At 52.1% G+C, this 13,572-nt stretch carries 13 protein-coding genes and 1 pseudogene; 9 read left to right on the forward strand and 5 right to left on the reverse strand.

The window, feature by feature from the left end; all coding sequences use genetic code 11:
• Window positions 1–20: 20 nt before the first annotated feature.
• From DY252_RS08435 to DY252_RS08450, 4 genes are all read left to right on the forward strand, one after another.
• Complete coding sequence (locus DY252_RS08435) at window positions 21–827, forward strand: RlmE family RNA methyltransferase (RefSeq protein WP_082923611.1); 807 nt, start codon at window positions 21–23, stop codon at window positions 825–827.
• A gap of 188 nt (window positions 828–1,015) precedes the next feature.
• Entirely contained in the window at window positions 1,016–1,540 is a 525-nt protein-coding gene (locus tag DY252_RS08440; RefSeq protein ID WP_040824713.1) for a PAS domain-containing protein, read from the forward strand.
• A gap of 197 nt (window positions 1,541–1,737) precedes the next feature.
• Window positions 1,738–3,204, forward strand: a complete 1,467-nt coding sequence (gene guaB / locus DY252_RS08445; protein WP_064782292.1) for an IMP dehydrogenase — start codon at window positions 1,738–1,740, stop codon at window positions 3,202–3,204.
• A gap of 199 nt (window positions 3,205–3,403) precedes the next feature.
• Window positions 3,404–4,741, forward strand: a complete 1,338-nt coding sequence (locus DY252_RS08450) for an RsmB/NOP family class I SAM-dependent RNA methyltransferase (RefSeq protein WP_008892167.1) — start codon at window positions 3,404–3,406, stop codon at window positions 4,739–4,741.
• A 131-nt stretch (window positions 4,742–4,872) separates the two neighbouring features.
• On the opposite strand, the gene DY252_RS08455 is transcribed toward DY252_RS08450, so the two are convergent.
• Window positions 4,873–5,166, reverse strand: a complete 294-nt coding sequence (locus tag DY252_RS08455) for a hypothetical protein (protein ID WP_064790493.1) — start codon at window positions 5,164–5,166, stop codon at window positions 4,873–4,875.
• A gap of 290 nt (window positions 5,167–5,456) precedes the next feature.
• Between DY252_RS08455 and guaA the strand changes: the two genes are divergently transcribed.
• From guaA to DY252_RS22775, 4 genes and pseudogenes are all read left to right on the forward strand, one after another.
• Window positions 5,457–7,010 (forward strand): glutamine-hydrolyzing GMP synthase, encoded by a 1,554-nt coding sequence (guaA, locus tag DY252_RS08460; protein WP_064790494.1) that lies wholly within the window; start codon window positions 5,457–5,459, stop codon window positions 7,008–7,010.
• A gap of 1,216 nt (window positions 7,011–8,226) precedes the next feature.
• A complete protein-coding gene (locus DY252_RS08465; RefSeq protein ID WP_064790495.1) occupies window positions 8,227–8,901 on the forward strand; it encodes an FkbM family methyltransferase in 675 nt (224 codons plus the stop codon).
• A gap of 236 nt (window positions 8,902–9,137) precedes the next feature.
• A complete protein-coding gene (locus tag DY252_RS08470; RefSeq protein WP_064790496.1) occupies window positions 9,138–9,833 on the forward strand; it encodes a Wzz/FepE/Etk N-terminal domain-containing protein in 696 nt (231 codons plus the stop codon).
• Window positions 9,834–10,353: 520 nt separating this feature from the next.
• Window positions 10,354–10,491 (forward strand): annotated as a pseudogene (locus tag DY252_RS22775) (GSCFA domain-containing protein); the annotation flags it as partial.
• 176 nt (window positions 10,492–10,667) lie between these two features.
• Here the strand turns inward: DY252_RS22775 and DY252_RS08480 are convergent.
• The 4 genes from DY252_RS08480 to DY252_RS08495 all read right to left on the reverse strand — a co-directional run bounded on the left by DY252_RS08480 (window position 10,668) and on the right by DY252_RS08495 (window position 12,869).
• A complete protein-coding gene (locus DY252_RS08480) occupies window positions 10,668–11,426 on the reverse strand; it encodes an SDR family NAD(P)-dependent oxidoreductase (protein ID WP_064790498.1) in 759 nt (252 codons plus the stop codon).
• A gap of 132 nt (window positions 11,427–11,558) precedes the next feature.
• Entirely contained in the window at window positions 11,559–11,975 is a 417-nt protein-coding gene (locus DY252_RS08485) for an MAPEG family protein (protein WP_064790499.1), read from the reverse strand.
• Between the two features lie 130 nt (window positions 11,976–12,105).
• Entirely contained in the window at window positions 12,106–12,315 is a 210-nt protein-coding gene (locus DY252_RS08490) for a helix-turn-helix domain-containing protein (protein ID WP_064790500.1), read from the reverse strand.
• On the reverse strand, window positions 12,315–12,869 hold the full coding sequence (locus tag DY252_RS08495) for a DUF2975 domain-containing protein (RefSeq protein ID WP_064790501.1): 555 nt from the start codon (window positions 12,867–12,869) through the stop codon (window positions 12,315–12,317). The genes DY252_RS08490 and DY252_RS08495 overlap by 1 nt, the downstream gene beginning before the upstream one ends.
• 177 nt (window positions 12,870–13,046) lie before the next feature.
• Between DY252_RS08495 and DY252_RS08500 the strand changes: the two genes are divergently transcribed.
• Window positions 13,047–13,481 (forward strand): ArsR/SmtB family transcription factor, encoded by a 435-nt coding sequence (locus tag DY252_RS08500; protein WP_082923613.1) that lies wholly within the window; start codon window positions 13,047–13,049, stop codon window positions 13,479–13,481.
• Window positions 13,482–13,572: the final 91 nt, after the last annotated feature.

Below are 13,572 nucleotides of genomic sequence, written 5' to 3' on the forward strand. Positions count from 1 at the left end.
AATTCAGTTCAGGATAAATCATGAGCGACAATCGCAGCGGAAAAGGCGGGCAGCGCCGCCGCAAGGGTTCGGCCATTGCAGCCATCGACACCGGCGCACGCCGTGGCCTGCGTACGCGTGTAAAAAGTGCCAAGGGGCGCAAGATTTCCTCGACCCGCTGGCTTGATCGCCAACTCAACGACCCCTATGTGCAAGAAGCCAAGCGTCTTGGCTATCGTTCGCGTGCGGCCTTCAAGCTGATTGAAATCAACAACCAGTTTGATCTGTTGCAACCGGGCATGCGCATTGTTGACCTTGGTGCGGCCCCCGGCGGCTGGACGCAGGTGGCTGTTGATATGGTCGGCTCCAAACATGGCAAGGGCCAGGTTGTCGGCCTTGATATCCTTGAATGGGAAGGCATTTCGGGTGCGACCTGTTTGCAGGCCGATTTCCTTGATCCCAAGGCGCCGGACATGATCAAGCACGAATTGCAGGGCGCGGTTGATGCCGTGATTTCCGACATGTCACCGGAAACCACCGGTCACCGGCAGACCGACCACATTCGTATTATTGATCTGGTCGAACATGCTTTGCTGTTTGCCGAGGAAGTTCTGGCACCGGGCGGCATTTTCATTGCCAAGGTGTTCAAGGGCGGTACCGAGAACGAGCTTCTTGATCGTGTCAAAAAGAACTTCCGTGTGACCAAGCACGCCAAACCGCCAGCATCGCGCCCCGAAAGTCCCGAGGCCTATCTGATCGCAACCGGTTTCCGCGGCCAGAATAACGCCGAGGACGACATCAGGAATGCCGAAATCCGCGAAGACGACAACTGGTCGCCGATCGAATAAGCATCAATAAATTATTCCAATTCATACAATGGGCTAGGCTGGAATAGTTATAATTCTTCAGGCATTGTTGCGTTACATCAAACCCTGATCGCGCCCAAGGTGTTAATGATCAAGGTGGCAAGAAGTTAATCTTGCATTCCGGGTGGAACGGGCCATGTGGGGTGGCCATTGCTTGTGGGGTTTATCTGATGAAACAGGACAATCTTAGCCTGACAGGGGTGGAACGTCATTTTGACGAGCACGAGATCATCGTCTCAAAGACCGATCTCAAGGGCAGGATTACATATGCCAATGACACGTTCCTGCGTGTCGCTGGGTATCGTGAACGCGATATCCTTGGTCAGCCACACAGCATCATCCGCCATCCCGATATGCCAAGGTCGGTCTTTGCCCTGCTTTGGCAAACCATTGAGGCCGGGCGCGAGATTTTCGCCTATGTGATCAACCGCAGCGCCAATGGCGACCATTATTGGGTCTTGGCAAACGTTACGCCAAGCTTCGGTCCGGATGGCAAGATCATCGGGTATCATTCCAACCGCCGCGTGCCGCGTCGTGATGCTGTCGAAAAGGTCATCCCGCTTTATAAGGCTCTGTGTGAAGAAGAGGCCAAGGAAGCCAACCGCAAGGAAGGCATGGCGCGCGGGATCAAGATGGTCACCGACCTTCTGAATGACGCTGGCATGGATTACGACCAGTTTGTCTTTAGCCTTTAGGTCCGCGTTCCCAAGGCTTGCATGTGCGGAAATGAAAAAGGGGCTCGCCTGACGGCAGCCCCATCGACCAGTTTCTAACGGAATGCGCAAAATAAAGCATCAATAAAATCACAGGGCTGTTATGGGCGCACAAAACTTGGCATTTGGGGCATAACGTGTATAAATTCCGCGCCAACTCAGATTAACGAGGTGGCCAGATGACCCGCATTGCCGAAGCCCTGACGTTTGACGACGTATTGATCAAACCCGCAGCATCAGAAGTGCTGCCTGCTCAGGTGCAGACCAACACCCGCATTACCAAGAATATTGAACTCAGAATCCCGCTGCTTTCCTCGGCAATGGATACCGTTACCGAAAGTGCAATGGCGATTGTCATGGCACAGCATGGCGGCATGGGGGTCATTCACAAGAACCTCGATATCGCACAGCAGGCCGAAGAAGTTCGCCGCGTCAAAAAGTTCGAATCGGGTATGGTCGTCAACCCGATCACCATTCATCCTGATCAAACGCTTGCCGATGCGCTTGACCTGATGGATGCCAACCACATCTCCGGTATCCCGGTTGTCGAACGTGGTTCGAACAAGTTGGTCGGCATTCTGACCAACCGCGATGTCCGTTTTGCTTCCAACCGTTCGCAGCCGGTTTCCGAACTGATGACCCACGAAGGTCTGGTCACGGTCACCGAGAATGTCGACACCACCGAGGCCAAAAAGCTTCTGCATCAACATCGTATCGAAAAGCTGCTTGTTGTCGATGAAGCCTATCGTTGCACCGGCCTGATCACGGTCAAGGACATCGAAAAAGCCAAACTGCACCCGAACGCTTGTAAGGATGAAAGCGGTCGCCTGCGCGTTGCCGCCGCCACCGGTGTCGGCGAGGCCGGCTTTGAACGCGCCGCTGCCCTGATCGAGGCAGGTGTCGACGTTCTGGTCATTGATACCGCACACGGCCATTCGGCCGGCGTGATCAAGGCAGTCGAACAGATCAAGGCCCAGGTTGGCGATACCCAGATCATTGCCGGTAACGTCGCCACCGCAGACGCCGTCAAGGCGCTGGCAGAGGCTGGTGCAGATGCGGTCAAGGTCGGTATCGGCCCGGGATCAATTTGTACAACCCGTATCGTTGCCGGTGTTGGCGTGCCGCAGCTGACCGCTGTTCTTGAATGTGGTGAAATGGCCCATAAGCTTGATATTCCGATCATCGCTGATGGCGGCATCAAGTTTTCTGGCGACATTGCCAAGGCGATGGCGGCTGGTGCCAGCACCTGCATGGTTGGATCGCTTCTGGCCGGTACTGACGAAGCCCCGGGTGAAGTCATCCTCTATCAGGGCCGTTCGTACAAATCCTACCGTGGTATGGGGTCGGTCGGTGCGATGGCACGCGGCTCGGCAGACCGTTATTTCCAGCAGGATGTTCAGGATAACCTCAAACTGGTTCCCGAAGGCATCGAAGGCCGCGTTCCTTACAAAGGCCCGGCTGGTCAGATCATCCATCAGCTGGTTGGCGGTCTTAAGGCATCCATGGGCTATACCGGTTCGGCAACGCTTGCAGACTTCCGCGAACGTGCAGAATTTGTTCGCATCACCAATGCGGGCCTGCGTGAAAGCCATGCGCACGACGTGACCATCACCCGCGAAGCACCGAACTATCGTCCGGGCGGCTGATGGACTTGCGCCTGCTGATTGGCTGACCAGCCTTGCGTTTGACGCTGTTGGCGAATGGTCTTTGCCATGATATGAGGCGCATTCAAATTTCGATGACGGCAGGCCTTCCTGCCGTCATCAGCTTTTTTATCGTAGAGTGATTTTTTGCTTCCCATATGCGGAGCAGTCTTTCACCCGCAAACAGGTTGGATTTTACGCTTTGAAACCCGGTGCCCGCATAGCAGCCGTTATCGAACTTTACGATGGCTGGACCCATAACCGAGATGACGCTGACCGCGTTGTGTCAGGCTATTTCGGATCACGCCGGTATATCGGCGGCGGGGATCGTCGTGAAATCAGCGAACGTTTCTATAACCTGATCCGTCATCAGGCGCGTCTGGGCTGGTGGCTGGCGGAATGCGATTATCAGTTCCAGGACGGTCGTGCGCGCATGATCGCCGATCTGGTGTTGCATGACGGTTTGACAACCAGCGACATCGAAGACCGTTTCTGCGGCGAACAATTCTGCCCCGATATTTTGCGTCCCAATGAAAAGCATCTGATCAACAAGCTTTCGGGCAAAACACTTGATCATGATGCGCAGCCCGGTGCGGTAAAGGCCGAATTGCCGAAATGGCTTTATACCGAACTGATGAAGCTGCATCACGAAAACCTTGCAGCCGAAATGGCGGCGTATAACCAGCCGGCCAAACTTGATCTGCGCGTGAACCGCTTGCGCGGGACTGTCGAAGACGCAATCAAGTCGCTGAAGGCTGATGGCATCAAGGATATCGAACGCACCCCCTATGCGCCCAATGGCCTTCGTTTGCCGCTTGGTTTGAACATGCTGGTCACGGCGGCCTATAAAGACGGCCTGATTGAAATCCAGGACGAAGCATCGCAGATTTGTGTTCATCTGGTCGATGCCAAGCCGGGCATGACGATTTTGGATATGTGTGCGGGCGGTGGCGGCAAGACGCTTGGCCTTGCAGCAGACATGCGCGGCAAGGGCCGTATTCTTGCCTGTGATACCCATGGCGGTCGTCTCGACAATGCGCGCAAACGTGCACGTCGTGCCGGGGCAGGCGATTGCATCCAACAACGCATCATTGCCGATGAACGTGACAGCTGGCTGCGTAACAAGTCGGGCTTCTTTGATCGGGTGTTGCTTGATGTTCCGTGCTCGGGCCTTGGGACGCTGCGTCGTAACCCCGCACTGCGCTGGCGCATTGGGCAGCGTGACCTGCGCGGCCTGATGGCTGAACAAAGCAAAATCCTTAAGGCCGGTGCCGCCAAGGTGACCAAGGGCGGTCGCCTGATTTATGCGACCTGTTCGATCATGCCCGAGGAAAACGAACGTCTCATAGAAACCTTCATGCGTGATCGCAAGGATTTCAAACCGGTGCCGGTTAATGAAATCTGGCCGGATGCGCCAAAATCAGTGCCTGTACCGGGCGGCAAGGACAAGCCGTGGCTGCGTTTGTCGCCGAATGTGCATGGAACGGACGGTTTCTTTGTTGCGGTGTTCGAGCGCACTGCAAAAGGCAAGGTAAAGTAATGACACTGGCGGTAATGGCATATGGAACCCAGTCCCAGCCTCACACCGCCCTTGTTCTGCCTGCAAATCAAAAGGCCCTGCGAGTGATGCTCGCAGGGCCGATTTTGTTTAACCGTCAACGCGTTTGCGCGTTACTCGGTGGTCTGTACCGGCTCGTCAAAGATGGTGCCGGTGCCAGTTGCGCTACCGTCGCTTCCTTTGGACGCGTCGCCGTTCTCAAGGTTTTTCATGCCCGGAACGATTTCTTCGGCGCTATCAGGGATCAGGTCTTTGCCGTTTTGCGCAGGTGCGGTTTCCTCGGTGCCAATAAGCGGCAGGCTGGTGCCACCGTCTTTCTGGGTCATGGCGATGGCGGTTGCCGTGCCGGCAATCAGGATAAGGCCCGCGACGGCCATGGCAATTTTGCTACCGGTGGAAGTGCTCATGATGATGTGTCCCTTGCGTTGATCAATCGTTTGATGCTCGTGCTTGGACGCGGTGTTTCCCGCGTTCCGTTAGCTCAGATACTGCGCGCCCATTGCGCAGAAAAAAGGGATCAATTGTGGGGTTTTCGGGGTGCTCTGCGCGCAAATCCGCCGCAATTGCACCGCGACAACCGTAACAACAAGACAAGTTTTTTGAATGTATCGTTGGGGGACCATCTGCGCCGGGTTGCCCATCACGATGGTTTGGCGTATGTACGGCGCAACCCAATCTTCGACGGAGATACGGCCCGATGACTGATCGCGTGCTGATTATTGATTTCGGATCCCAGGTCACCCAGCTGATTGCACGTCGCGTGCGCGAAAGCGGTGTCTATAGCGAGATCCATCCTTTTAACAACATCTCGGACGCGTTCCTGGATGAATATGCCCCCAAGGCCGTGATCCTTTCGGGTGGCCCGGCGTCTGTCCATTGGGACAAGGCCCCCTCGGCACCGGCAAAGGTGTTTGAGCTTGGCATTCCCGTTCTGGGCATCTGCTATGGTCAGCAGACCATGGTCAATCAGCTGGGCGGCAAGGTTGCGACCTCTGACCACCGTGAATTCGGTCGCGCCTTTGTCGATGTGATCGAGGATTGCGACCTCTTCAAAGGGGTCTGGGCCGAAGGCGCCCGCGAACAGGTCTGGATGAGCCACGGCGACCGTGTTGATGCGCTGCCTGATGGTTTCCGTGTTGTTGGCAAGTCTGACGGCGCACCGTTTGCGGCTATCGCCAATGACGACAAGAAATTCTACGCTGTGCAGTTCCACCCCGAAGTGGTGCATACACCGCATGGTGCCCAGTTGCTCAAGAACTTCACGCACGGTGTTGCCGGCTGTTCCGGCGACTGGACCATGAATGCCTACAAAGACGATGCGATTGACAAAATCCGCAAACAGGTCGGTGATGGCAAGGTCATTTGTGGTCTGTCAGGCGGTGTTGATAGCTCGGTGACTGCGGTTCTGATCCACGAAGCGATTGGCGATCAGTTGACCTGCGTGTTTGTTGACCATGGTTTCATGCGTGCCGGTGAAGCTGATCAGGTCGTGACCCTGTTCCGTGATCACTACAATATCCCGCTTGTGCATGTGGATGCGTCGGATACCTTCATTGGTGCCATCGAAGGCGAAACCGATCCGGAAACCAAACGCAAAACCATTGGCCGTCTGTTCATCGAAGTGTTTGAGCAAGAAGCCAAGAAAATCGGCGGTGCAGATTTCCTCGCACAAGGAACGCTTTATCCCGACGTGATCGAAAGTGTGTCATTCACCGGTGGCCCGTCGGTCACCATCAAGTCACACCACAACGTCGGCGGCCTTCCGGAACGCATGAACATGAAGCTGGTCGAACCGCTTCGTGAGCTGTTCAAGGACGAAGTCCGCGACCTTGGCCGTGAACTGGGCCTGCCTGACAGCTTCGTTGGCCGTCACCCGTTCCCTGGACCGGGGCTTGCCATCCGTATCCCGGGTCAGCCGATCACGCGTGAAAAGCTTGATGTGCTGCGCAAGGCTGATGCGATCTATCTCGAAGAAATCCGCAATGCCGGCCTCTATGACGCCATTTGGCAGGCATTCGCTGTGCTTCTCCCGGTTCGTACCGTTGGCGTCATGGGCGATGGTCGTACTTACGATTATGCATGCGCCTTGCGTGCCGTGACCTCAACCGACGGCATGACCGCCGATTTCTTCCCGTTCCCGCCGGAACTGCTTGGCCGCATCGCCAATCGGATCATCAACGAAGTCAACGGCATTAACCGTGTCACCTATGACTTCACCTCGAAGCCCCCGGGAACGATTGAGTGGGAATAAGTTTTCCGATACCGGAACCAACAAACGGCGCGTCCAAAGGGCGCACCGTTTTGCTTTTGGCCTAGTTCGAGCCCGGCCCTTCCGACCCGCAGTCGCCAGTTGAATTACATGCATTTGACAATGCCTGCTGCACGCTGCGCTGCCAGTTAAATGTCAGGCAGGACGACAGGCCAATATGGCGGTCAATGCTATGATCAGGCGAAGCGGGCATATGGTAGTGTCTGCTTCGAAGATGTCGAAGCCAGAAACGAAGGCTGTGACGCGCACTGCTGCTGTAACAAAGACAAGGATAGTCAGGCAAGACCACAACAGTGTACGACACAAAAATGCGCAGCACGAGCACAATCCAAACCCATTCATGAACAGCCACCGTCGCCTAATCGACAACACGACAGAGATAAGCGCTGAAAATCACATGGTTCATAGCGCATTGGCTATATGGTTGACACTATGAATGTTTGGTATAATGGGACGCGATTTAAATACTTTCCCCAAAATCCAGTACATTCCGCCAAGTGTAAAAAAGATGTGATTTTTCCAGAAGCTACAAGATTGGTTAAGTTAAAAGGCGTAGTATCTATTGCCTGCGTAGTGCGTTTATGCTGGGGATTGAGGCATTGGTCTTGCTTTTAGATCGCCAGCTTAGGTGTTGGGTAAGTAGGTCGGCCGCATGTTTACGGTATCCACTGGAATTTACACTTTCTGAGAAGTCTCAGTTTCAAGCGGATCCTTCAAGTCTGGTTGCGAGAGAGTGCATTACATGGCTGTTGGTTAGAAGAACATGATGTGCATGGTTGCCAAATCTTGTAACGAGTGACTTTTGATCATTGTTCTGTAACGGAAGACGCCGGTCCTCATTCCGGTCCCATCGGTTACGCATAAAAAGCTTTATATGTCGTGCAGAGCAGATGTGATATATCGCTTAGGTCTCTGCAGTATGACTCTATTTGTAGTGATTTATTTTGTTATCTCTTGCTTTGGTACTCGAATCACAGAAGTGAACGTTTAACTGACAGGTGCATACTCTGGAAATTCGAATGCCAAGTAGAAAAAATTCGTTGTTTGAGATGTGATGTTTGGTTGATAGGATATTCGGGGCGACGTTGAAATGCTGCATAATGAGTAAAGTGAAGAAAATATCAAAGTTAAGATTTTTTCCCAAGCTGAACCTTGGGTTGGTTGAGGTTATAGTTATTGTATCACTTTAGGTGAATTAATGAAAAATTACGTCAAAAGAACTCTGGCGAAGCATTTGCCGGGTGTTTACTCCAAGATTCGACAGTTTAGATATGAGAAGTATGTGCTTCCAGTAGAGTTTATGAAGCATGTAAAAAAGCTTTCTCCATCTGATTTGACGATTGATGTAGGTGCAAACGTTGGTCTGGTGTCTGAGTGCATAGCAAGAAGAGGTGTTCGAGTTATAGCATTCGAGCCTAACTCTTCTGCATTTTCTAAGTTACAGATTGTTGCTAAAAAATATCCAAACATTGAGCCGCGAAATGAGGCCGCTGGAGTGAATAATCAAGAAACAAAACTGTATCTCCACAGAAATGTTGCTTCCACTACAGAGGATTTAACGCAGGCAAGTAGTTTGCTTGATGGTAAGCCAAATGTGTCGCGTGAAAACTTTGAGTTGATAAATGAAGTGGATTTTTCTGAGTTCCTAAGAGCACTAAATGAACCTGTGGAATTGATAAAAATCGATATAGAAGGGTATGAGATTCAACTGCTAAACCATCTTTTAGATACAAAGATGGTGGATAAAGTAGGTGCTTTTTACGTTGAGACACACGAGCGGAAATTTAAAGAATTGGTTCCGGCTACACAGGCATTAAAGGCGAGAGTTAGGGCAGAAGGCTACGAAGAAAAGTTCTTTTTTGATTGGCACTGATAATGCCTCTATCCTTGCTTTAATGGCGGTTGGCACGCAGATTTCCAACTTTGTTTGATGCTTTAAGGGGATTTGACGTTCAACTGATTTATTACAGTTCAAATCCACACCCCTCCGAGTATTGTAGGCAAATTAATACGTTACGCTTCGATTGCCAAAATCTGCATTGTGTGGATTTTGTGGAGTGTTCAGCTTTAATTTGCACTTTTGGGGCCAGTAATTATGGAGAAGGTTTGATGTCTGAAGTGCGTCAAGCATACGACGACGAAATCGACTTGTTTGATTTTTTTGAAGCTTTATGGGACGGAAAGTGGCTAATAGCAGCCTTCGTTTCGTTGGCGACTGTAGTTGGTTTCAGCTATTCGAAAGTTGGACAACCAAAGTACGAAGTTTCTGTTCCTCTTAAAGTGGAATTGTATTCAGTGAGTTCCCAGCAGATATGTGGCCCTAATATTAAGTGCATGAAAAATGAAGCAAGAAATTCTGTGATTTCTTTACTGGGCGAAGGTTGGGAAGAAGATGGTCCAGAATTGTCGCTTACAACAAGAAATCCGTTAGATGTAAATAAGTACGAAGAAAAACTTGTGCACCTAAATGATTTGTTGACTGCAGGTGCTTACGATGAAGCACAGAATGAACTCGCATTGATTCAGACCGAACTTGACGACGCCTTTTTGAGTACAGAGGTTGTCGCTACCAATATGTTGAATGCGAAAAGGATTATTCGCTTAGTTGATGGCGGGCAGAAAATCATATCTTTTGGTTCAATTTCTATTGAGCCGTCGCCAAAGTTTTCGCTGATAATTACTTTGTCTGCATTGTTCGGTGGGATGTTTGGCGTCACCTTTGTTCTTGTTCGCAATGCTGTGCGTAAGCGTAAACAGCAGTTGTCTGAGGCATGGGAAAGAGGAAGTAAGTCTTCGGCGCTTTAATGTTATTGAGATTTAATGTTTCTTCTCGTGTTTTCTAAGGAAATGGAAGATGATTCCATATAAATCAATTATTTCCATCGTTACTATTGTTGAGTGGGAATAGATTTTCTAGTGCTGAAACTGCAAACGGTGCGGCCCATCAATGGCGCACCGTTTTGTTGTTTAAGGTGCAAATAATCCGTGGTTGGTGCTCTATTCAGTAAATTCGCCATTAACATCCATTGGTGTTCCTGCGATTAAGCCATCGTCAAGGGCCTCAAGAATCAGTATTGCGGCGGAAACTTCATCTTAACGTTGCAATGCTCTCTGGATTGTGTGGCTATCTAAAATGATACGGGAAGTTTGTTCTTTGATTTGAATGCCATATTCATAATTCCCGCCTGAACAATATTCACAGTGATATTGCGACGGCCAAGGTCGCGTGCAGCACCATTCGAATAGACGGCGATGGCAGCCCTGCTTGTTGCATGATTCATTGTATCCGAAACCGTGATACGGGTATCCAAGCCAGAAGCGCGATAAAGTCTATTATTTCCCGTCTTATGAGTTGATCAAGGAAGTTTATCCTGATCCGTTTGTCGACGATAACAGGCATCCCAAGAAAGAATACGTTGAAGAGATCATGGAGCTGTTCGCGCGGGCTTATTGCACGGAGTAATCAGTTGTTATCTGTTTTCCGGTCCATCCGAACCGCAATCCCCGCTTGCGTTGCATGCATTTGACAATGCCTGTTGTACGCTGCGCTGCCAGTTAAAGGTGAGGCAGGACGACAGTGCCAATATGGCGGTCAACGCTATGATCAGGCGAAGCGGGCGCATGGGATGATCATTGCCTTTACTCTCTGCGAAGGGCGGGTAGGCCAACGCCGGTGGTTTCGAACCCACCGTCGGCGGCAACGATCTGGCCGGTGACAAAGCTTGCCTTGTCGGAGCACAGGAAGTGGATGACTTCGGAGATTTCGTTTTCTGTGCCATAACGGCCCAGCGGCATCGCGTCGAGATAGGCTGAGATGATTTCTGGTGAATGCACGGCCATCGCCAGTTTGGTTTTGACCGGGCCCGGGCAAACACAATTGGCGCGGATACCATATTCGCCAAGTTCGGCGGCCTGTTGTTTGGTCATGTGAATGACCGCAGCTTTTGATGTGCCATAGGCCACGCGGAGCGTCGATGCCCGAAGGCCGGAGATCGAGCCGATATTCACAATCGCACCTTTGGTTTCCTTGAGTGCTGGTATGGTCGCCTGGGAGACAAGGAACACGCCATCAAGGTTGGTTTCCATGATCCGGCGCCAGGTGGCGAAGCTGGTGTCCTCGACCGGCAGGAAGTCGGCAACACCGGCATTGTTGACGACAGCATCTAACCGACCAAGGGCCGAAAGCACCGCTTCGACCATCTGGTCAACCTGTGCGGGGTCGGAGACGTCATATTCAAAGGGCGAAGCCGCATCCGACACAGTTTTTGACGCAGCGCTTAGTTCCGGTCCGTCGCGATCAATCATGGCGACTTTCCAGCCCTGATCGATAAACAGTTTGGTGGTGGCAAGTCCGATCCCGCGTGCGGCCCCGGTGACCAGTGCGACTTTCTGCGTCATGTAAAACGTCCTTTCCTGAACCATTCCCTGTTGCCGCTGCTTTGTGCGCGGCATTGTTGGTATGCATTTAGGCAAAACTAAGGACTGCCGGCAAGCATGGGATCAATCGCCAGCGTAAATGATCGCGGTAACCTATGCCAAAAGCAGTTGGGATGCGTAAACCAGCATTGAAAACAGGCTGACGAAATAGGCAATTGAACGTACGCCATTGATGCGCGGAAGCCGGGTAATGCCGGCAAGATAAAACCCGCCATGTGCAATGCGTGCTGCAAGGAATATGGCGGCGCAGACAACGGTAACAGTATTGGACACACCGATGGCATGCGCAGACAGAACTATAATCGCAAAGGGAACAAGGTTTTCCAGATGGTTTTGATGGGCCCGCGCCCCGCGTGCTGCCATGCCGGTCCGTTCGGGGAGGGAATCACGATTGCCCATAAGGCGCTTGCCCCCGACACCGGGCTGCTTGGCGTAGGCATAGTTATAGGCCCATGGGAAAGCCAGACAGAGCAGCGTGTTGAGAACCAGAATGGTTAATTCGTAAGTCACTGGAAATCCTGATTTTGAGAACGGTATCTGACTTACGTTGTCAAAGCAGGCGATAGATCAATCATGGCGGGTTAATTCGAGCGTGAATTTAGGAAGGCCGGAGGCAACTGATCGCCTCCGGCATGTGTTCCTAGCTGTCCGTTTCATATTCTAAAAGGTCGCCGGGTTGGCAATCAAGCTCCTTGCAAATGGCCGATAGCGTTTCAAATCGCACACCGCGGACTTTGCCGGACTTCAAAAGCGACAGGTTCTGTTCGCTAATCCCGATCCGTGCGGCAAGGTCCTTGGATTTCATCTTGCGGGTGGCCAGCATGACGTCCAGCCGAACGATAATGGCCATTAAACGAAGCTCCGGTTTTCGGCATCAATGCGGGCGGCTTCGCCCAGCACCCAGGCAATGACAATGATCAGCCCGCCCAGAAACAGCGTGCTGGCCTCGGCATTGCTAAGCCCGATCGACAGAACCCGTTCACCCGCCGGGCGGTGGAAAGTCGCAAGAACCGAGGTGGCGGCACCCGTCAGCGGTTTGATCAGGGTTTGCGCCAGAAGGGCAATGCCAAATGCCTTGAGGTGCCTGATGGGTTCAGGCTGGAAAATGGCGTTGTGTGCAAAGGCGCCAAACATCTTGCGCAAGCGATACAGGCCATAGGCCAGAACAAGTGACGGGATCATCATTACGCCCATGGTAGCGTATTTCTGCCAGCCTGACAGTGCGTGCAGATCGGCAAGGCTGACGGTCATTTGACTGGTGCTGGCCTCGACCCAGCCCGGCGCGTACCACACCAATGGTACGACTAGAATCTGAAAGATGATGGCAATTGCGCAGACCCAGTAAAGAAGGGTGCTGATGGTGCGCACATTCTTAAGCGTATCAGTGTGTTGGGTGGAAGACATCGGTGGGGCTCCTGAACAGGGGAATTCCGAATCAAGTTATATAATTCATGTAAAACGTTAATAATTTATCGCAATGAGTCAATCCGTATTGTTTTCGATCTGCCGAAAGCGACGGCGATTTAGGCGAATTTTTATGTGTTGCTTGCCTTGTGCGGGCAGGCGTGGAAAATAGTCCCCATGTCAGAAAGCAAAACAAAACCTCGCACGCCTGTTCCTGCGACCGATCCTGATGATTGCCAGGAATGCGATGCGGCTGCCCGCCTTGGTCTGAGTGCCGAGCAGGGCGAAGCCGTGACCCGCGATGCATCACGGGCCGTTGGCGCGGATTTGGCTTTGCCAGATGTTGAGGCGGCAGCGAAAATCTTTTCCCTGTTGGGGGATGCCGGGCGGCTTCAGCTTGTTTTACGCTGCATGGAAAAGCCGCAAACCGTTTCCGAGCTTGCCGACGCGACCGAGATGTCGCAATCGCTGTGCAGCCATCATTTGCGTCATTTGCGCGACCAGCGGATTCTGGCATCCGAACGGCGCGGCAGGCATATTTTCTATCAGATTGATGATGAACATATCTCGTGCGTGGTGCGCGATGTGTTTGCGCATGTGACCCACGACTAATTCTATTTCGGTTGTGAATTCAATATCTTGACCTACCGTTTCGCCAGGAGTGGTTCGGTGGCATTTCTGTGCGCAATCGCTATATTCAAAT

This window comes from Thalassospira indica (assembly GCF_003403095.1).
GTDB classification, from domain to species: Bacteria; Pseudomonadota; Alphaproteobacteria; order Rhodospirillales; family Thalassospiraceae; genus Thalassospira; species Thalassospira indica.

Bases quoted from the DNA above. Each gene is read 5' to 3' on its own strand.
- DY252_RS08435 (WP_082923611.1), top strand. From the start codon at position 21: ATGAGCGACAATCGCAGCGGAAAAGGCGGGCAGCGCCGCCGCAAGGGT.
- DY252_RS08440 (WP_040824713.1), top strand. From the start codon at position 1,016: ATGAAACAGGACAATCTTAGCCTGACAGGGGTGGAACGTCATTTTGAC.
- guaB (WP_064782292.1), top strand. From the start codon at position 1,738: ATGACCCGCATTGCCGAAGCCCTGACGTTTGACGACGTATTGATCAAA.
- DY252_RS08455 (WP_064790493.1), bottom strand. From the start codon at position 5,166: ATGAGCACTTCCACCGGTAGCAAAATTGCCATGGCCGTCGCGGGCCTT.
- guaA (WP_064790494.1), top strand. From the start codon at position 5,457: ATGACTGATCGCGTGCTGATTATTGATTTCGGATCCCAGGTCACCCAG.
- DY252_RS08465 (WP_064790495.1), top strand. From the start codon at position 8,227: ATGAAAAATTACGTCAAAAGAACTCTGGCGAAGCATTTGCCGGGTGTT.
- DY252_RS08470 (WP_064790496.1), top strand. From the start codon at position 9,138: ATGTCTGAAGTGCGTCAAGCATACGACGACGAAATCGACTTGTTTGAT.
- DY252_RS08480 (WP_064790498.1), bottom strand. From the start codon at position 11,426: ATGACGCAGAAAGTCGCACTGGTCACCGGGGCCGCACGCGGGATCGGA.
- DY252_RS08490 (WP_064790500.1), bottom strand. From the start codon at position 12,315: ATGGCCATTATCGTTCGGCTGGACGTCATGCTGGCCACCCGCAAGATG.
- DY252_RS08495 (WP_064790501.1), bottom strand. From the start codon at position 12,869: ATGTCTTCCACCCAACACACTGATACGCTTAAGAATGTGCGCACCATC.
- DY252_RS08500 (WP_082923613.1), top strand. From the start codon at position 13,047: ATGTCAGAAAGCAAAACAAAACCTCGCACGCCTGTTCCTGCGACCGAT.